Origin of the sequence: Nonomuraea sp. NPDC049129, from assembly GCF_040648495.1 — a bacterium.
GTDB lineage: Bacteria > Actinomycetota > Actinomycetes > Streptosporangiales > Streptosporangiaceae > Nonomuraea.
Genome location: NZ_JBEZDU010000055.1, coordinates 1 through 18,308, shown reverse-complemented (window position 1 = coordinate 18,308; position 18,308 = coordinate 1). Strand labels below are relative to the sequence as shown.

Genomic DNA, 18,308 nt, shown 5'->3' with positions numbered 1-18,308 from the left:
GGTCACAGCGAGGCAGGTCGGGGCCGAGCCGCCCGGCGGGCGCAGTGCGGTCAGTCAGCCGTACGCGGGCGCGAGAGCGACGGGCGTCAGGGCGATCACCACGGCGGTCGTACGCGACGGACGCCCAGGTGCCGCCAACCCTGCATCGCCTGCCAACAGGGGCATCTCCGCGTGGTGCCTCGTTAGAGTGTTAGCTCTGGATCGCTCTCCCCGTTGCGAGGACAAGCATGGCGGATGAACCTGCCAAGCCACGACGGCTCACTGTCTACGCTGAAGTCGCCGCTGTTCTGGCCCTTGTCGTGGCGATCGTCGGAGTGGTCGTCGCCGTTTTCGCGTTCGAGCACGACAAGGAAGTCGCCGATGGCGGCCAAGGGGCCACTCCGGTGGTCACGGTCACGCAATACTCGCCAAAGGTCGGTGGCCAAGAATCCGCCGAGGCCGACTCTTCTTCTTCCGGTTTTTGGGGCGCGGCCGGAGTGGTGGCTCTGACCATCATCACTGGCCTGATCTCCAGCTTTCTGGTCTTCAAGTCCTGGGAAGAGCTAGTAATCTCCGACTTTATCGTCATCCTCATCAACGCAGCTATCGCGGGAATGCATACCTTCGTACTGTCCCTGATGGGCATCACCTTGATTTGGGCGATCGTGCTCGCAGTGATATTCGCGGTGATCGGGTTCTTTGCCAGCGTGTTCGCCACTTAGGCGGACTTGATCGCCGACGTACCCACGGGCGGTGAGGCCCGGCTGTGGTTGTACGGCGTGGCCAGACGCGTCCTCGCCGTGTTAGAACAGGCGCTCCAGGAAGACCATGATCGTCATGACCGTGATGCCGGTGACGATCAGGTTGACGGACCAGCGCAGATTGCGGTGTTTGGTGCGCGCGATCCGCGCGATCCGCAGGGCGTCGGTGGCCAGGAACAGCTCGTAGTCCCTGGTCTCGGTGTTCATCCGCTCGATCAGGGCTTCGGGTGTGGGCTCCTCGGCGTAGAGGAGGATTCTCTGCCCGCCCTGTTGGGGCGACGGTGGGCGGATGGTGATCAGGATCAGCAGGACCGCCGCGGACAGCAGGATCAGCGCCAGGATGACGCCGAAGCGCCCGACTCCCGGGAATTGGGCCGGACCGGTGAGGATGAGGGTGACCATCACGCCGTACGCGACGCCCGCCCAGGACAGCAGGAGGCCGGCCCTCTTCTCACTGGCGCTGATCAGCTCGGCGCGGGCCGCGGTGGTGGCGGCGTCGAGCCGATCCCTGAGGAACGGGGACATGGACGGATGCCGCGCACCACTGTCCTCTTCGGAGTGGCCGCCGGATGTAGCTGGTTCGTGGTTCATGGTGGGCGGTCCTTTCCGTCGGGATCGTAGGCCGATGGGGCTGACCAGCGAGGCAGTCGACGCTTGAGACGTAGGCGGGTGTGAGTCCGGCTACCTTCGACTGTAGGCGTGCGACCAGGACAGACACCGGTGCACCTGGACGTGTCATGCATACCGGCCTGCTTGCCGATGGCCTTCCAGTGCGGCACAGCCTGCGAAACGGGGGCTTTCGACGCCAACTGCCCTATCGCTACTATCAGGCCACTAATCGCCTACTTTGGCGATTTTTGCGATGGACGCGCCGATCGGCAAGGAGAGTGCCCGCACGTGGCTGGTTTGGGCAGAGTCGGGCGGCGACGTACGGGAACCGTGGACGATGGCGACGGAGCACCGGAGTCGACCAGCGGCCGGCCGCGGCGACTGGCCGGTACCCGCCGACTGCCCCTGCGTACCGTACTGATCATTGTGGTCTTCGTACCGAGCATCACCTTTGCCCCGGTGCTGGCTTCAGGGATGTTCCAGCTGTTCGCCCAGTGGCAGTCGGAGAAGGCCCAGATGGATCTGGCCACCACCACCGCCGGTAGGCCCGCGGCCAACCTGTTCTTCAACCTTGGGCAGGAGCGGCTGCTCACCGCGGAGGCGCAGGCCGACCCGCGTAGCGCCGCCCGCGACAAGCTGGCCAAGCAGCGCGTGCTGACCGACCAGGCGGTGACCGCCTTCCGTCCGCTGGCGACCCTGGACACCAGCAAGGGACAGGAAGGGATCCCCCAGGCCGTCGCCCGTACCGAACGGGGCCTCGATCTCCTCGACCAGCAGCGCCGGGCGGTGGACGCCGGGTGGTCCAGCGCGCAGAAGGCGTTCGAGTACTACACCGGCGTTCTGGAGTCAGACCTCGGCTTGCTGACCGTCCTCAGCCATACCGAGCACGGCGAGGTGAACACCAAGGCGCAGACGCTGGTCGACCTCTTCTGGGTGCTCGACATGCTCGGCCGCGAAGACGCCATTCTGGCCCGTGGCTGGGAGAAGGGGCGCCTGACGGCGGAGGAGCACGACCTGGTCGCCGACGCCATCGGCACCAAGGAGTACCTCCTGCAGTCCCGGGTGGCCCCCAGCCTCCTGGAGAACGAGAGCCAGTACGGAAAGCTGACGGCCAGCAAGGCGTGGCAGAGCATGGTCGCTCTGGAGGAGCGGCTGGTCACCTCCGGGACCGGCGAGAGCGGCCAGGTGGCGCTGCGCGAGATCAGCGCGTCGTGGCGCTCCTCGGTGGACACGATCACCCCGCAGCTGGTGAAACTCCTGCAAGTCCGGCTCGAGAACGTCGCCACGATCGGCTACACCCACGCCGGCACCCTCTTCATCATCTTCATCAGCGTCAGCGCCGTGGGCGTGCTCGCCTTGGGCCTGGTCATCTTCACCAGCTGGCGCCTCACCAGCATCCTGCGCCGGCGCATCCTCCACCTGCGCGAGGAGGCCCAGGAGCTCCAGGAGCGGCTGCCCGACGTGGTCGCCCGGCTGGAGCGTGGCGAGGAGGTCGACGTGGACGCCGAAGTGCACATGGTCGAGCCCACCCCCGACGAGCTCGGCGAGCTCGGGCATGCCCTCAATCTGGCCAGCCGCAGCGCGGTCTACACCGCCGTACGGCAGGCCGAACAGCACCGTGGCTTCCAGCGCATGCTCCAGCGCATCGCCCGCCGTACCCAGATCCTCATCGGCCTTCAGCTGAAGAAGCTGGACGAGCTGGAACGCAAGCACGAGGACCCCGAGGTGCTGGAAGGCCTGTTCGACCTCGACCACCTCACCGCCCGCCTGCGCCGCTACGAGGAGAACCTGGTGATCCTCGGCGGCGGCCAGCCGCAGCGCCGCTGGCGCAAGCCGGTACGCCTGCTCGACGTCCTGCGCGCCGCCCAGGGCGAGGTCCAGGACTACCGGCGGATCTCGATCGAGGTCGAGGGCGATCCCTGGGTGGCCGAGCGGGCGGTCGGACCGCTGGTCCACGTCCTGGCGGAGCTGATGGAGAACGCCACCGCCTTCTCCAAGCCGATGACCCCCGTCGAGGTACGGGCCGCGCTGGTCAGCCGGGGCCTCGCCGTGGAGATCGAGGACCGCGGCCTGGGTATGGACCCCGCGCAGTACGCCGCCGCCAACGCCCTGCTGAAGTCGCCGCCGCAGCTCGACGTGATGACCCACGCCGACGATGTGCGTCTCGGCCTGTACGTGGTCGCCCGGCTCGCCATGAGCCTCGGACTCCAGGTGGAGCTGCGGCCGTCCGCCTTCGGCGGCACCCGGGTCATCGTGCTGCTCCCGGAACCGCTCGTGGTGGACCGCCCCCGCGCGGTACCCGGACCGACCGCGCTGCCCAGGGAGGTCCCCACCCGCCCCCGGGAAGTCCGGCCCCGCGAGGACGACGCGCCGCTGCCGACCCGCTCCAGGGGACGCGCGATGGCCTACGTCACAGCACCGGAAACAGCGCCGGAAACAGCGCCGGAAACCGCATCGGATACGGCACGGAATACAGCACCGGATCGAGACGACGCGCCCCCGTCCGCCGAGCGTCCGCCGCTGCCCCAGCGGGTGCGCCAGGCCAATCTGGTCACCGAGTTGAAGGCCCCGGCGGACAGGGATGAAGATACCGACCAGGAAACCTGGGCAGTACGCGAGCAGCCCAGCCGATCCAGTGCCACGATCGGTGCGTTCCAGAGGCAGTCCCGCCGGCGCCGGACCGGTGACGACGCCTTCCAGCCCCGGCCGGACGGATCCCCCGAGCCCGGCTCCCCTACGACGGAAGACCGAAGATGACGCAGCGCACCACCGCCACCGACGCAGACCTGGACTGGCTCCTGGACGGCCTGGTCAATCAGGTCGCGGGTACGCGGCACGCCATCGTGCTGTCCGACGACGGCCTGGTGGTCAGCCGCTCCCGGACCATCGAGCGCTCGGACGCCGAACGCCTCGCCGCGATCGCCACCGGCCAGCAGAGCCTGGCTCGCGGTGTCGGACAGCTCTTCAGCGGCGGCCCGGTCCACCAGGTCATCATCGAGATGGCCGACCTGTGGCTGTTCGTCACAGCGGCGGGCCGCGGCACCCATCTGGCCGTGGTCGCCTCCCAGGAGGTCGACGCGGAGCTGATGGCCGTCGCGATGCACACCCTGGTCCAGCAGGTCGGCCAGAAGCTGGGGACCGACACGCGCGCCCCGGAACCCGATGACGCGGGGAGACACGGATGAGGCATTGGACGGAGAGCTTCGACGACGATGCCGCCGATGAGCCCCTTGTCCGCCCCTATACGATCACCGGCGGACGAACCACCCCCGAGCGGGACGACCTTACGCTGATCACCTTGGTGACGGCACTGTCCGAGGCGGCCTCTTCGGAGTCCGGACACGGCATGCGGAGGATGCAGCCGGAGCACCGCACCATCCTCGCTCTGTGTACGCGGCCCCTGGCGGTGGCCGAGGTCGCCTCCGCGCTGGACCTCCCGGTGTCGGTGACCAAGATCCTCATCGGTGACCTGATCGAGGCCGGTCAGGTGCGGGCCCGGCCGCCGCTGGCCTTCGCGCAGGCGGGTGGCCTTCCCGGTATGACAATTCTTGAGGCGGTGCGGGATGGGCTACGCAATCTCTGACCAGAAGGACACTGCTCCCCTGGCGGTGAAGATCCTTATCGCCGGTGGTTTCGGCGTCGGCAAGACGACCCTGGTCGGCGCGGTGAGCGAGGTCGCCCCCCTGCGTACCGAGGAGTACCTGACCCATGCCAGCGTCGGCGTCGACGATCTGGAAGGGGTGGGCGGCAAGGCCACCACGACCGTCGCCCTGGACTTCGGGCGCATCACCATCAACCGCGAAATCGTCCTCTATCTGTTCGGCACGCCCGGACAGGAGCGCTTCTGGTTCATGTGGAACGACCTCGTCAACGGCGCGATGGGCGCCGTCGTCCTGGTCGACACCCGCCGGCTGGACGTCAGCTTCGCCTCGATCGACTTCTTCGAGAGCCGCCGGATCCCCTTCATCGTCGGCGTCAACTGCTTCCACGGCGTCAAGGACCGGACGCAGGAGGAGATCCGCAAGGCCCTCGACCTCGACCCGCAGGTGCCGCTGGTGCTCTGTGACGCCCGCGACCGGGCGGCGGGCCGCGATGTCCTGCTGGCGCTCGTCGAGCACCTGATGGACACGCAGTCCCGCGCCGCGGCTCACCCCGTGGCCTGACCTCCCGGCCGCCACGTCGTGGACAGCAGGCTGGGCACGGCACCGTTCTGGGCGGTTACGACGACGAGGGTCGGTGCGTTCGTGGGCGCGGGGAGCCGGAGCTCGGTGATGGCGCCGCTCGTGGACTGGGCCGGCGCCGCCAGCTCGCCGTCCTGAAAGCTCACGATCCGCTGTACGGTCGGCGCGGCCGCTTTGAGCGCCCAGCCATTGCCCCCGGGCCGGGCCTTCCGGATCAGTGCGCGAAGTCGCCGACCGGCCGTGCCGCCCGCCCTGCCGCTGAGGCGGATGGTCAGCTCGCCTCCCGAGCCGAAGACGCCCGGTGGTACGGGGTTGACGATGAACAGACCGGAGCGGAGGGAGCGGGTGCCCTGGCGACCGGCGAAGCCGCCGCAGCTGATCAGGGACGAGGTCTCGCTGCGCACGCCGTCCCGCGTCTGCTCGGCGGCGACCGTGGCCTGCTCCCCGGCCGGACTCACGATGAAGTCCACGCTGTCGATGCGCAGCCCGGCCACGCCGTCATGCATGACGGATCCCGCCACGGTTTCGCGGAGTACGCCGGAAATGCCGCGCCCCTCCATGATGTCCAGCGCCTCGACGCAGATCAGGCCGTCGTCCGGCATCTCCTCGGGCAGCAGGTCGAAGACGGCCACGCTCTTCTTGAGGTGACCGCCGCCCTTCAGCAGCACGCACTGGCGCAACCGCCCCTGGGAGCGGATCTGGATGAGCCGCGGCAGGCCCTTGACGGCCTCCGCCGGCTGCTCCTGCTCCCCCTCGTGCCAGCCGCGTACCGAGCCGGCGTCAACCGACAGCGACACCGTCACCCGCAGCCGGCGGCCCGCGGCGGCCACCTTGAATCCGGCCAGTCCCGAGCGCTCGAACCGGCCCACGATCTGTACGCCCCGATGCACCTGATCGGCCACCTGCAGCGCCGCGTCGTGGCCGCTGATGATCCCGATCGGCGCCTCGGCGGGGACGGCGAGCCGGTCGAAGTCGGTGCCCGTGCCGACGGTCAGCAAGTCGCTCATGACGCGCTCCTCGAAGCGGTGAGAGCCGTACCTAGCCCGTGGGGATCCCGGAAGTCGAACCGGCACAGCAGCGGATCACGCCGCTCCCACATCCTGCGTACCGCGCAGTGGAGCGGGTCGCCGTCGCGCTCCACGTGCCGCAGGCCCGCGACGAGCGTGTGCAGGTACTCGTTGCCCTGCCCGACCTCCCAGTGCGGCACCACCGGCGAGGGCACGTCGGCCCCGCTGCGGTAGAGCCACAGCCACAGCCGGGCCCGCTCCCGCTGCTCGGTCCCCAAGATGGACTCCCCCTTCGCGTGCTTGGCGACGGCCTCGCCGAGCAGCCGCCAATAGTCCTCCCGCGTGCGGGCGACGTGCGACAGTCCGCATTCGCTCCACTCGGACCAGCCTGCCTGGATGACGGGGATGCCGAAGGCGGGCAGCTCGTTGGAGACGCTCCCGCGCACGGTCACGCCCACGTCGGTCATGCTCCACAGCGCGTTCTTCGACAGCGCCAGGCTGGGCATGAAGGCCATGTGCTCATGCGCTGAATGGCGGGCCGCCACGGCCGCGAAATGGCCGGTGGTGTCATACCGGAACTGGCTCGGATGATCCAGGAAGAGCCAGCTCACGCGGTCGTTCGTGGCGGCGAAATCCGCGGTCTCCTCGAACCACCGCGCCAGATCGTCGAACAGCTCCCTGTTGGCGCCGACCGCGTCGGAGACGGCATGGTGGAAGACGGTGAAGACGGGCAGGTCCGGGTCGATCCCGAGGCGTTCGCAGGCGTGCTGGCGGAGCTGGCGGCGTTCGGTCTCGGTACGTACTTCGTAGTCGCTCACGTTTCCGGCCCGCCACCAGCTCGGCCGGCCCAGGTTGACCTTCGCCCGCCAGGCCACGAGCTCGGCGTTCGGCCTGATGAGGTCCCGGTGCGGCCAGACGTACTCCTCGAAGAACTCGCCGATCTGGCCGGTCAGCTCCTCCCGGAAGGTGCCGAGCCCTCTGCGGCGCTCCGGGAAGAGCGCGTACGCCTTCAGGGCCCCGGTGCTCTGTACGTGCACGACCGGGATCTCCCGGCGCATGGCCGTGTCGACCGCCAGCCCCCACTGGTCGTAGTCGACATGGCTGGTGACCAGCGCGGCGGGCGGCCGCTCGGCGAACAGCCGGTCGTAGACGGCGGAGAAGGCCCTGGTACGGGCGCGCCGCGACTGATGCCAGGGCTCTTCGCTGTCCGGCAGTCGCGGCACCCGGCCCAGCCGGATCAGCGTCGCCTTCTCCACGGCGGCCAGTGTCTCGGAGTCGCTTCCCTCCGCCGGGCTGTCGCCTCGGTCGGCCAGCCGGCGATCCACGAGGCCGTGCACGTCGAGCACCTCGGTGGCGCCGAACGCCTCGGCCAGCCGCCGGACCCGCTGGATGTCGTACTCCTGCCAAAGCGTCTCGCGCCAGTCCGGGTCCGTGCCGGTGAGCACGAGCAGCCGGGCCGACAACAGATCGCAGAGCGCGTTCGCCACCAGCAGGTTGCGCACGATGACCCTGATGTCCTCATGGAACGCCTCTGCCACGACCAGTGGCCCGCTGTCATCCCGAGGAGGGCGATGTCCCCAATACGCCCGCGCAGCGATGAGCAGCCGATCGAACTGCTCGCCATCCCCCACAAGGTTCATGCTCTCCCCGACCCCGTACCCGTACCCGTCGCCCGATCAGCACGGCCGCGTCGACCCTGCCAGACCCGACAACCGGGCGGGGTGACCTTTGCCCCTGGATCACGTGATCCTTGCCGCGAAATGGCGCAGGGAACAAATGGCGCGGTATAACAAAATACGCCGCGACATGCTGATGACCGACTCCTGTCCAGCGAAGTACGAGAATGGCCTGCTACTGTGGCGGACGGCGCTTAAGGGTGGCGTTCTTTTCATGGAGAATTCGGGAAATGGCGAGCAATAAGCGCTGGCTGGTCGGCTTTATGGTCTGCGTGATCCTGGCGGGGCCGTTGTGGGTGGACAAAGCCTTCGGCTTTCCGCGGGACCACGTCCACCACGGGCCGATGGGCCTCCGCCACGCTTTATCTCACCGCGCTGGGCCTCGCCCTCCTCACCTACCTCGCCACGCTCTCCCTCGATCCCCGGCCGTCGCGCCAATTGCGTGGACCGCACCAGGCATGACCGGTCACGGCCTCAGGACCGGGTCGCTCGGCGCGAGCAGGGCCCAGCTTCGGTCGTCTCCCCAGATGGAGAACGCGTCCACGTACGGTCGCAGCAACGCCGTGACCTCCGCGTCGCCTTGGCCGGTGAGCTCGTCTTCCGCCATCTTCCGCGCGGCTCCGGCGAGGAGGTCGGCCACCTGGACGCGGGGGTCCGTGCGCGAGTCGACCAGCCGCAGGCCGGCCAGCCGGCCTTGCGCGGAATGCGCCGCCTCCAGCTCGTCGATGCGTGCCTGCGTGAGGAGGGTCTGCCGGTCGTGCACGACGGAGACGGCTCTTCCGGTTTCGCTCCAGTAGACGATGGCCTGGCTGATGGCCGGGAACAGCGGGTTCAGCGTGAGCGACCGCTCCCGGAAGGCGTCCACCTGGGATCGGGACTCCCAGAGCAGGTCCATTATTTCGCCGGCCCGGCTTCGCGGGGTGGCGCGGCGAAAGGTGTCGACCATGGCGAACACCGCTTCGACGGAGGCTCTCGGGCCCCGGCCGTTATTGGTGCGCATCAGGTCGTTGAAGGAGTACAGAAAGGCGTTCCACCTGTCGGGGCCGAACGTCTGCCCGCCCTCTCGGTAAAGGATGCCGGCCATGGCTTCGCGGTCCTGTACGGCGAGCAGGTCGACGAGCCTGTTCATCGCGAAGAAGGTCTTGTCGATCAGATAGACGTGGGCGTTGCCGAGAAGCGGCGCCGATGGGCCGAGCAGCCACTTGAGGGCGTTCAGGTGTTTCTTACGGCGGATGATGCCCGACTTGTATTCCGTGGTCGGGGAGGGGGCTCTGCTCCGTACTTCCTGGATGCAGTCCGCCGCCGATTCGACGTCCAGTCGTACGCTCGCATGGGCGAATACAGCGGTGTTTCCCCCAATGAGCTTCTCCCCTTCTGAGCCGGACTCGTCACAGGCGATTTCGAAGGGTTGTGCCACAGTCAAGTCTCTCAAATCGCCCATTGCGCCTTCAACGGGATTTCGGACCAGGCTCAGAGGTCGGGTAGCCCGAGGTCGAGGTTGGGCTGGTCGATGCCGCCGTCGACCTCCAGCACCTTTCCGGTCAGGTAACGCCCGGCCGGCGACACCAGGTAGAGCACCGTGGCCGCCACGTCCTCCGGCTCGCCGATCCGCTTCAACGGGGTGGCCTGCTCCATCTGGGTACGCAGGTTCTCGTCGGTCATGACGATGTCCAGGGCGGAGGTGGCGACCGCGCCGACGGCGACCGCGTTGACCCGCACCTTGGGCGCCAGGTCGCGCGCGGCCAGCCGCGTGTAGTGCGTGAGCGCCGCCTTGGCGCTGCCGTACGCCAGATAGCCCCGGCCCGCCGTCCGGCCGACGGCCGAGGAGATGTTCACCACCGAGCCACCGTTCTTCAGCAGGTGCGGCACGGCCGCCCGCGTCAGCTCGTGCGCGATTCCGACGTTGAACTGGAACGCGTTCTCAAGATGTTTCCGCGTGGTGTCGAGGAAGGCGCGGGGCATCGCCCCGCCCACGTTGTTGACGATCGCGTCCAGCCGGCCGAAGGCGTCGGCGGCCTGCTCCGCGAGCCCCTCCATGGCGCCCGGCACGCTGAGATCGGCGGGCACGATCAATGCCCGTCTGCCCGCCTCCTCGATCTGGGCTGCGACAGCGCGCAGCTGCTCCTCCGTACGGGCGGAGATCGCCACATCCGCGCCCGCCTGGGCGAGGGCGATCGCGGTCGCCGCGCCGATGCCCCGGCCGGCGCCGGTGACGATCGCGGCGTGGCCGGTGACGCGGAAGCGGTCCAGGATCATGTCATGACCTCCGACGGGATGGTCTCATATGTGACTCGACTTCCGGCGCTTCACCGCTTTCTTCCGGGCCGCGGTTTTCTTGCGGGCCGCGGCCTTCTTGCGGGGCGAAGCTCTCTTGGGCGACACCTTCTCTTCCTTGCCGGAGCTCTCGTCGCTGGATTCGCCGTCCTCGGAGCTGGACAGTTCCCGATCCTCCGCCTCCTCCTCGTCGCTGCTGTCGCCGCTCATGTCACTGTCGCGGGCGCTCTCGCTGTCGTCCCCGCTGTCATCCGACGAGGGCGCGGAAACGAGTTTCCGCCGCTTGTTGGCGGTGAAGGGAACCTCGTCATCACTGACGGCCAGGGGCTTGGCCATCTTCCGGATTTTTCCGGTCTTCTTGGCGTCACTGTCGGCAGCCGCGCCACTGGCCTTAACGTTCAGGTCCATCAAGGTGAGATTTCCCGGGCTCGGGCGTGTGGAGAGGTACATTCCCTCCTTTATGTCACGCGCCGTAACGCTCCTTCCGTCGGCCTTCATCTTGATGATTTTCTTGAGCTCGGCACGCTGCTGGGCAAGGGTGCTCTTCTTGGCCGCCGTGCCATATGCTACTGGCATAAAGGGATCGCACCACCCCACCTGGCTGGCGCCCTCGATCTTCGACTTGGCATTGGCGTTGACCTCGCCAAGGCCGTACGCCTCGAGCGCGTCCTTGCAGAATCCGCAGTTGGGCGAGGTGCAGCGGATGTATTTCACATTGCGCACCCCACACGCGGCCAATATGCACATCTCAGCGTGATTACTATTATTATCCGGAGTGAACTTTCCCGCCGCGTAAACCTGAAAATCACGATATGCGTTATTGCCCTTGAGATGATTCATGATCTTCTGCCCGGGCCCGTTCTTCCGGCCGTCGACAGAGAGACCAGCTACTTTGGAGACGACCAGCTTGGCGACACCCGTGACCGCCACCGTGAAATTACTGCCCGCGCTGAAACTCTGTTTGCCGATCCACTCGATGAGCGCGTTGGCCGCGGCTTTCGCGGCGGCGTAGGGGTCTATTACCTTCGCCTGCGGCTTGGGATTCCGATAGGGCTCCATGTGGCGATCACGTCCTTTCGGTCGCCCTCAGCCAACACGGCCGCGCTCGCGAAATCGACTCACCAGCGAGTAAGGGCGGCGTCACCGAGCCGGCGCGGCGGACCGGTCGTCAGGAAGGGACTCCAGGCCCAGGCAGAGTTCGAACACCGCCGTGAGCCGGTCGACGTCGGCGGGTGACGGCGTCTCGGGGCCGATGAGGCGGCGGACCGAGCCGATGCCCAGGAAGACCGCCGTCGCCATCCGGGCCCGCGCGTGCGCGTCCGGGCCGCCCAGGAGCGCCGCGATGGGCTCCAGCACGGCGGCGTGCAGGCGCTCGCGTACGAGGGCCTGGATCTCGGGGTCGCCCGCCGACCGTTCGAGCGAGCGCAGGATGGGGGTCTCCGGGTCGTGGCTCATGCGTTGGGCGGCGTACTCGGCCAGCCGCCTGGGCAGGCCCGCCCGGTCGCCCTCGACCACGGCGCGGACCGTCGGCTCGCCCGCCAGCACCTCGCCGAACAGGCCCGACTTGGAGCCGAAGTAGCGGCCCACCAGGGCGATGTTGGCGTCCGCCGCCGAGGCGATCATGCGGACGGTCACCTGCTCGTAGCCGTATTCGCCGAACAGCATGCGCGCCGCCTCCAGCAGCCGCTGGCGGGTGGCCGCGCGATCTCGCGGCCGGGCGTCAGTCACCTGCGCTTCCATGCCCGAACTCTACTCAGGAGACCCCACTTGCCGCGCGGCTAGTAAACGGGCGTATACTCGCCGAGGAGAAAACGGTTAGAAGGGGATGTGGTGTCTTGGTAGCCCAGACACAGGCCGCGGCCCCCGCGAGGCGGCATTACACTCACCGCGAAATCCTCGAGGTCATGTCCGGGCTCATGCTCGCCATGCTCACCTCGATGATCTCGACGTCGGTGGTTGGCACGGCACTGCCGACGATCGTGGGAGAACTCGGCGGCCAGGACCAGTATTCGTGGGTGGCGTCGGCGACCATGCTGACGATGACGGTCTCCACGCCGTTGTGGGGCAAGCTGTCCGACCTCTGGGGCCGGAAGCTGCTGTTCCAGAGCGCCTTGGGACTGTTCGTCGCGGCGTCGCTCGTGGCCGGTCTGTCGCAGAACATCGGGCAGCTCATCGCGGCGCGCGCCGTACAAGGTCTGGGTGTGGGCGGTCTGTCGGCCCTCGCTCAGGTGATCCTCGGTGACATCGTGTCGCCGCGGGAGCGCGGCCGCTATTCGGGGTACATGGGGGCCGTCTTCGGCATCTCCACGGTCGCCGGGCCGCTGCTCGGCGGGTTCATCGTGGACACCGACTGGCTCGGCTGGCGGTGGTGCTTCTACGTGGTCGTCCCGTTCGCGGTGATCGCGTTCGCGGTGATCCAGCGGGTGCTGAAGCTGCCCAAGGTACGGCGCAACACCTCCATCGACATCTGGGGCGCCACCACCATCACGGCCAGCGCGAGCGGGTTGATGCTGCTGCTGACGCTGGGCGGCACGGAGTTCGAGTGGAACTCCTTCTGGACCTACGCCTTGGGGGCCTTCAGCCTGCTCATGCTGGCTCTGGCGGTGCTGTCCGAGCGCACGGCCCGCAACCCGATCCTGCCGCCCAGGCTGTTCAGGAACCCGACGTTCGTGCTCACCAGCATCGCCTCGCTGTTCGTCGGCATGGCGATGTTCGGCGCGATGATCTACCTGCCGCAGTATCTGCAGATCGTCAAGGGGTTGAGCCCCACCGAGTCGGGGCTGATGACGCTGCCCATGGTGGTGGCGTTGTTCCTGGCCGGTGTGATCTCCGGGAAGATCGTCACCCAGACCGGCCGGTGGAAGATCTTCCCGGTGGCGGGCCTGCTGATCGTGGCCGCCGGACTGTTCCTGCTGTCGCGGCTGCATGTGGAGTCGAGTCAGTGGCTCATCGGATTCGACGTGGGCGTCCTGGGTATCGGGCTCGGCCTGTCGATGCAGATGCTCATCCTGGCCGCGCAGAACGGCTCCGAACTGCGTGACATGGCCTCCACCACGGCGGGTGTCTCCTTCTTCCGCTCACTCGGCGGCGCTGTGGGCGTGGCCGCGTTCGGCGCGATCCTCACCAACCGCCTCAAGACCGAGATGGCCGACATGCTGCGGGCCGCGCACATCGCACTGCCCGGCGGCTCCTCGCCCAAGCTGGGCAGCCCCAGCTCCATCCAGGCGCTGCCCGGGCCGATCAAGCACATCGTGCTCGAGGCCTTCACCCGCGGCCTGGAGACCGTCTTCATCGTCGGCGTGCCGATCGCGCTGCTCGGCTTCGTGGCGACGCTCTTCCTCAAGGAGCTGCCGCTCAGAGGCGGCTCGGCGCCCGCGCCGGAGCCCAAGCCGCTCAGCAAGGACGACCTGGTCCTGGCCGGGCTGCTGCTGGAGCTCATCGCCCAGCGGATCGAGCGGGCCACCGACCAGCCGTCCGCGCTGCTGTCCGCGGTCGCCAGGATGGCGCCGCCCGATGACCGTACAGAACGGGAGCGCGCCCGATCGGTCGCGCAGAGCGTGCTGCGTCCCACCTCACGCGCTCTGATCGCGCAGGCCGCGCCACCGCGGAAAGACCTCGTCACAGGAGGAGTTTCAGCATGATTCGCAAGTTCGTGGGCGCCGTCGCGGCCGCCCTGGCCCTCATGGCCGGGCTCTGGCTGATGATCGCCCCGTTCGCCCTCGGCACCCAGCCGGAGAACGCCGACTGGACCGACCCGACCACATCCGAGTTCTTCACCGGCCTGGGCGTCGCCGTCGTCGGGCTCATCGGCGTGGCCGCCTTCGCCGCGGCCATCCACGAGGAGTTGGTCGTGCGGGGCCTGGTGGCCGTACGGCAGAAGCAGGCCGAGCCGGAGCCCGAGCCGGTGGCGGCCGCGCCGCAGGCGTCGTCCGCGGAGCTGGCGAGCCTGCTCGCCCCGCTCGTCGAGGCGCTGCGTGAGGACCTGAACACCGCCGGACGCGGCGGCGGCGAACACCGCCAGAACGGCAAGGCCGCCCTGGTGGGAGTGGAGGACAACCGATGAAGGCGAAAATGGGCGTCTCCGCCCTCATCCTGCTGTTCCTGGCCGGCGTGTGGCTGATCGCGGCGCCGTTCGCGGTGGGCTACCAGCCCAGGGGCGCGGCCTACGCCGACGCGACGGTCAACGATCTGTGGGTCGGCGGCGCGCTGGCCGGCCTCTCGTTCGTCGCCCTCGTGATCTACGCGGCCGACGCGCTGCGCGAGCTCGCCGGCCGCGGCAAGCACGTCGCCGACGGCTGACGTGCGAGGCATGCCGTGTTCGGCGAGAGCACAGATGACCGGTGGGAGCCCCTGGTAGGCAAGCTCCCCAGCGGGCAGTTCGAGATCGGCAAAGACGGCACCGGGCTGCTGGTGGTCGGCTTCGACGGATCGGGCCCGAGCCGCAACGCGCTCGCGTACGCGGCCGGGCTCGCCCGGCGGGACAACGCCGCGCTGCTTATCGCGTTCGTGGAGACCCTCACCAGCGCCACGCTGTGGTTCTTCGCGGGCGCGCCGATCATCCCCGACTCGGCCGGGGACCTGACCGAGGATCTGCGGACGGAGCTGAGCGGGGTCGGGGTTCCGTGGCGGTTCGTCATGGTACGCGGAGACACCGCGCGGGAGCTGGAGACGCTCGCCGCCTCCTGCATGGCCGACGCCATCGTGGTGGGCCGGTCCCGCTCCACGTGGCACACCTTCGGCGGCTCGGTGGCCGTGGGGCTGGCCAAACGGGCTCGGCGTACCGTGCTGATCGTGCCCTGACCTCGTACGACGTCGCTGGTTAGGACGTCACGTAAGGTGGCCGCATGAAACGTACTGCCGCTGCCTTTGTGGTGTTCGCGTCAGTTTCGTGCGGTGGGCAGGCACCGGTCGCCTCACAAGAGGGACCCCAGCAGCCCCCGGCCGACGCTCAGGCCGCCGGGGCTCAGACCCAGCCGCCCGTGCCCGCGACGCCCACCCCGACGGCGAAGACCGCCTCGCCCAAGCCCGCGGAGCCGCCCAGGTTCAGTGCCAAGGTCGCCAAGGTCTCCCGCGCCCGGCTGCCCTACTCGTGGAAACCCGGCTGCCCGGTCTCCTATCAGGACCTGCGCCTGATCACGATGACCTACTGGGGCTTCGACGACAAGGCGCACACCGGCGAGCTGGTCGTGCGCAAGACGGTCACCGGCGACGTCGTCAAGGTCTTCGGGAAGCTGTACGCCATGCGCTACCCGATCAAGCAGATGCGGCTCGTCGACGTCTACAAGGGCGACGACTACGACTCCATCGACGCCGACAACACCTCGGCCTTCAACTGCCGCGCGGCCACCGGGTCCAGCAACTGGTCCAACCACGCCTTCGGCGAGGCGATCGACATCAACCCGCGCGAGAACCCGTACGTCACCGCGAGCGGCAGCACCGCCCATCCGAACGCCAAGAAGTTCGCCAAGCGCCCCGCGAAGGGCAAAGGCGTGATCAACTCGGGCGACCGGGTTGTCAAGGCCTTCGCCTCGGTGGGCTGGGGCTGGGGCGGCGACTGGTCGGGCACCAGGGACTACCAGCACTTCAGCCGTAACGGCCGGTGAGGGCACCGGCCTGACAGAATCAGGTCATGGCGGCTAAGGACGGCGACGGTTGGACCCAGTGCGCCCGGGGGCACCGGCACTGGGGGCTGCACGGGGCTTCGGGGCTCCTGGCCGTACACCACGACGAGCGCGGCGTTCCGTACGTGCTCATGCAGAAGCGCTCATGGTGGAGCCACCACGGCGGCACCTGGGGGCTGCCGGGAGGCGCGCGCGACAGCCACGAGGACGCCGTGGCGACCGCGCTGCGCGAGGCGCACGAAGAGGCGTCCGTAGTCGGCGACGGCCTGCGCGTGCAGGGTGTCTACCTGGACGATCACGGCGGTTGGGCGTTCGAGACCGTGATCGCCGAGTCGGCCGAACTCCTGGCGGCGGCGCCCGCCAACAGCGAGAGCACCGAGCTGCGCTGGGTGCCGCTGCCCGAGGTCCCGGGCAGGAAGCTGCACCCCGGGTTCGCCGAGTCGTGGGACAAGATCCAGCCGGAGCTCACCCCCGAGACGCTGGTGCTCGACGTCGCGAACATCGTCGGCGCCCGAGCCGAGCACGGCTGGTGGAAGGACCGGCTCGGCGCGGCGACGCGGCTGCTGGCCGAGGTGGCGACGCTGCGGCTGCGGCATCCGGTGCTCGCGCAGTGGTACCCACGGATCGTGGCGGTCGTGGAGGGCGCCGCGAAGAAGGCGCCGGGCGTGCCCGGCATCGAGGTGGTGGCGGCGACGGACAGCGGCGACGACGCGATAGTGGACGTCGTACGGCGGGCACGGTCGTGGGAGCGAGTGGTCGTGGTGACGGCGGACAGGGGGCTCAAGGAGCGCGTCAGCGCGCTGGGAGCCAGGACGGTGGGGCCCAAGTGGCTGCTGTCCCAGCTGGACGACTAGGAGGCCGCCGATGGCTGGACGCTGTCGAAGGCGGCTTTCAGGCCGGTCACATCGAGCACTCGGCGCAGCACCCCCTGCACGCCCGTGAGGCCAAGTGACCCGCCGCGCTCGCCGACCTCGCGCTGGTGCTCGACCAGCACCCACAGGCCGCTGGAGTCGCAGAACGCCAGCCCGGCCGTGTCGATGACGATCGAGACATGACCGGCGGCGATCAGCTCGGTGAGGACCCTCCTGAGCCGGGGCGCGGTCAGCTTGTCGAGGTCGCCGTCGAGGCGCACGCTCGCGGTGTCCTCGGCCCGGTCCACCTCAACGCTGAGATCCGCCACCTCCCGAACGTACACCGCCGTCACCGCAGCCGCTATGGTGGTGTGCGCACTGGAGGGTTCGCATAGTGGACGAGTGCAGCCGCCTTGAAAGCGGCCAGGTCAGCGATGGCCTCGTGGGTTCGAATCCCACACCCTCCGCCACGCTTGCGGGCAAGCCCAAATAGCCCGGACGCGAGTGACAGGGCGATGGCAGAATGTGACCATGCGGCCACCCCGAGCGAGATACTTCAACACCGCCGGCCCCTGCGGCCCGCAACACCACTACATGCTGCCCCCCACACAGCGACTCCCCCAGGCACGCGAGCTCGTCGAGATGGACCGCTACTTCGTGCTGCACGCGCCCCGGCAGACCGGGAAGACGACCGCGCTGCGCACCCTGGCCTCCGAGCTGACCGCCGAGGGCGACATCGCCGCCCTGATGTTCTCCTGCGAGCGCGCCAAGTCGGCCGGCGACGACTACGCCGCCGCGGAATCGCTCCTGCTGGATTCCCTCCGCGAAGCAGCCAAGTGGGCGGGATGGCCAGAAGAGCTGCTGCCGCCGGATCCCTGGCCGCAGGTCACGCCGGGTAGCCGGTTCGGTTCGGCACTGACCGAGTGGTGCCACCGATGCCCGCGCCGAGTGGTGCTGTTCCTCGACGAGATCGACGCCCTGCAGGGCAACAGCATGGTCAGCATCCTCAGCCAGCTCCGCGACGGTCACAACGCGCGGCCGGGAGGCCGTCCGTTCCCCGCGTCCATGGTGCTGTGCGGGTTGCGTGACCTGCGTGACTACAAGGTCGCCTCGGGCGGCGAACCCGGCCGGTCCAACCCGGCCAGCCCGTTCAACATCGTCGAGTCGCTGCGCCTGGGCGACTTCACCGCCGACGAGATCATCGAGCTGTACGACCAGCACACACAGGCGACCGGCCAGGAGTTCACCAAGGATGCGGTAGACCGGGTCTTCGAGCTGACCCAGGGACAACCGTGGCTGGTCAACGCCCTCGCCTTTGAGACCATCCTCCAGATGGGGAAGACCATTAC

Annotated in this window: 20 protein-coding genes and 1 tRNA gene; 13 read left to right on the top strand and 8 right to left on the bottom strand. The window is 68.6% G+C overall.

Features of this window, described 5'->3' with window-relative positions; translation table 11 throughout:
* The first annotated feature begins 227 nt into the window (after nt 1-227).
* Entirely contained in the window at nt 228-701 is a 474-nt protein-coding gene (locus AB0B64_RS60130; protein WP_358206694.1) for a hypothetical protein, read from the top strand.
* A gap of 81 nt (nt 702-782) precedes the next feature.
* Here the strand turns inward: AB0B64_RS60130 and AB0B64_RS60125 are convergent, their stop codons facing one another.
* Nucleotides 783-1,331 carry a Pycsar system effector family protein gene (locus AB0B64_RS60125; protein WP_357962287.1) on the bottom strand — a complete coding sequence of 183 codons (549 nt, stop codon included), beginning with the start codon at nt 1,329-1,331 and terminating at the stop codon, nt 783-785.
* 306 nt (nt 1,332-1,637) lie between these two features.
* Between AB0B64_RS60125 and AB0B64_RS60120 the strand changes: the two genes are divergently transcribed.
* From AB0B64_RS60120 to AB0B64_RS60105, 4 genes are read left to right on the top strand one after another with little or no spacing between them, the layout of a single operon-like run.
* Nucleotides 1,638-4,106 (top strand): nitrate- and nitrite sensing domain-containing protein, encoded by a 2,469-nt coding sequence (locus tag AB0B64_RS60120; RefSeq protein WP_358206687.1) that lies wholly within the window; start codon nt 1,638-1,640, stop codon nt 4,104-4,106.
* Entirely contained in the window at nt 4,103-4,534 is a 432-nt protein-coding gene (locus AB0B64_RS60115; protein ID WP_357962292.1) for a roadblock/LC7 domain-containing protein, read from the top strand. Before AB0B64_RS60120 ends, AB0B64_RS60115 begins: the two co-directional genes overlap by 4 nt.
* Complete coding sequence (locus AB0B64_RS60110) at nt 4,531-4,932, top strand: DUF742 domain-containing protein (RefSeq protein WP_357962295.1); 402 nt, start codon at nt 4,531-4,533, stop codon at nt 4,930-4,932. The genes AB0B64_RS60115 and AB0B64_RS60110 overlap by 4 nt, the downstream gene beginning before the upstream one ends.
* Complete coding sequence (locus tag AB0B64_RS60105) at nt 4,913-5,512, top strand: ATP/GTP-binding protein (protein WP_357962298.1); 600 nt, start codon at nt 4,913-4,915, stop codon at nt 5,510-5,512. The genes AB0B64_RS60110 and AB0B64_RS60105 overlap by 20 nt, the downstream gene beginning before the upstream one ends.
* On the opposite strand, the gene AB0B64_RS60100 is transcribed toward AB0B64_RS60105, so the two are convergent.
* The 6 genes from AB0B64_RS60100 to AB0B64_RS60075 all read right to left on the bottom strand — a co-directional run bounded on the left by AB0B64_RS60100 (nt 5,497) and on the right by AB0B64_RS60075 (nt 12,227).
* Nucleotides 5,497-6,537 carry a hypothetical protein gene (locus tag AB0B64_RS60100; protein WP_358206675.1) on the bottom strand — a complete coding sequence of 347 codons (1,041 nt, stop codon included), beginning with the start codon at nt 6,535-6,537 and terminating at the stop codon, nt 5,497-5,499. The two genes, AB0B64_RS60105 and AB0B64_RS60100, sit on opposite strands and share 16 nt — an antisense overlap.
* Nucleotides 6,534-8,177: a hypothetical protein gene (locus AB0B64_RS60095; protein WP_358206668.1), complete on the bottom strand. Its 1,644-nt coding sequence runs from the start codon at nt 8,175-8,177 to the stop codon at nt 6,534-6,536. The genes AB0B64_RS60100 and AB0B64_RS60095 overlap by 4 nt, the downstream gene beginning before the upstream one ends.
* A gap of 502 nt (nt 8,178-8,679) precedes the next feature.
* Nucleotides 8,680-9,630 (bottom strand): DUF3800 domain-containing protein, encoded by a 951-nt coding sequence (locus tag AB0B64_RS60090; RefSeq protein WP_357962306.1) that lies wholly within the window; start codon nt 9,628-9,630, stop codon nt 8,680-8,682.
* A gap of 53 nt (nt 9,631-9,683) precedes the next feature.
* Complete coding sequence (locus AB0B64_RS60085) at nt 9,684-10,469, bottom strand: SDR family oxidoreductase (protein ID WP_357962309.1); 786 nt, start codon at nt 10,467-10,469, stop codon at nt 9,684-9,686.
* A 24-nt stretch (nt 10,470-10,493) separates the two neighbouring features.
* On the bottom strand, nt 10,494-11,546 hold the full coding sequence (locus tag AB0B64_RS60080; RefSeq protein ID WP_358206661.1) for a hypothetical protein: 1,053 nt from the start codon (nt 11,544-11,546) through the stop codon (nt 10,494-10,496).
* An 81-nt stretch (nt 11,547-11,627) separates the two neighbouring features.
* Nucleotides 11,628-12,227: a TetR family transcriptional regulator gene (locus tag AB0B64_RS60075; protein WP_357962315.1), complete on the bottom strand. Its 600-nt coding sequence runs from the start codon at nt 12,225-12,227 to the stop codon at nt 11,628-11,630.
* Between the two features lie 95 nt (nt 12,228-12,322).
* Here AB0B64_RS60075 and AB0B64_RS60070 point away from each other — a divergent pair, with 95 nt between their 5' ends.
* The 6 genes from AB0B64_RS60070 to AB0B64_RS60045 are packed head-to-tail and all read left to right on the top strand — an operon-like array spanning nt 12,323 to nt 16,962.
* Nucleotides 12,323-14,128, top strand: coding sequence for an MDR family MFS transporter (locus AB0B64_RS60070; RefSeq protein ID WP_357962317.1), 1,806 nt, complete (start codon nt 12,323-12,325; stop codon nt 14,126-14,128).
* Nucleotides 14,125-14,550 carry a hypothetical protein gene (locus AB0B64_RS60065; RefSeq protein ID WP_357962320.1) on the top strand — a complete coding sequence of 142 codons (426 nt, stop codon included), beginning with the start codon at nt 14,125-14,127 and terminating at the stop codon, nt 14,548-14,550. The genes AB0B64_RS60070 and AB0B64_RS60065 overlap by 4 nt, the downstream gene beginning before the upstream one ends.
* On the top strand, nt 14,547-14,786 hold the full coding sequence (locus AB0B64_RS60060) for a hypothetical protein (protein WP_357962323.1): 240 nt from the start codon (nt 14,547-14,549) through the stop codon (nt 14,784-14,786). Before AB0B64_RS60065 ends, AB0B64_RS60060 begins: the two co-directional genes overlap by 4 nt.
* Nucleotides 14,787-14,801: 15 nt before the next feature.
* The gene (locus AB0B64_RS60055; protein ID WP_357962326.1) at nt 14,802-15,287 is read left to right on the top strand and encodes a universal stress protein; all 486 of its coding nucleotides are present in this window, start codon (nt 14,802-14,804) and stop codon (nt 15,285-15,287) included.
* 44 nt (nt 15,288-15,331) lie between these two features.
* Nucleotides 15,332-16,090: a M15 family metallopeptidase gene (locus tag AB0B64_RS60050; RefSeq protein WP_358206645.1), complete on the top strand. Its 759-nt coding sequence runs from the start codon at nt 15,332-15,334 to the stop codon at nt 16,088-16,090.
* 26 nt (nt 16,091-16,116) lie between these two features.
* The gene (locus AB0B64_RS60045) at nt 16,117-16,962 is read left to right on the top strand and encodes an NUDIX domain-containing protein (protein WP_357962331.1); all 846 of its coding nucleotides are present in this window, start codon (nt 16,117-16,119) and stop codon (nt 16,960-16,962) included.
* On the opposite strand, the gene AB0B64_RS60040 is transcribed toward AB0B64_RS60045, so the two are convergent.
* A complete protein-coding gene (locus AB0B64_RS60040; RefSeq protein WP_357962334.1) occupies nt 16,959-17,288 on the bottom strand; it encodes an STAS domain-containing protein in 330 nt (109 codons plus the stop codon). The genes AB0B64_RS60045 and AB0B64_RS60040 overlap by 4 nt on opposite strands.
* Before the next feature lie 51 nt (nt 17,289-17,339).
* Between AB0B64_RS60040 and AB0B64_RS60035 the strand changes: the two genes are divergently transcribed.
* Nucleotides 17,340-17,429: transfer RNA gene (locus AB0B64_RS60035), tRNA-Ser, on the top strand.
* Between the two features lie 61 nt (nt 17,430-17,490).
* Nucleotides 17,491-18,308: AAA family ATPase (locus AB0B64_RS60030; RefSeq protein WP_358206631.1), on the top strand; the 818-nt coding region annotated here is incomplete at its 3' end.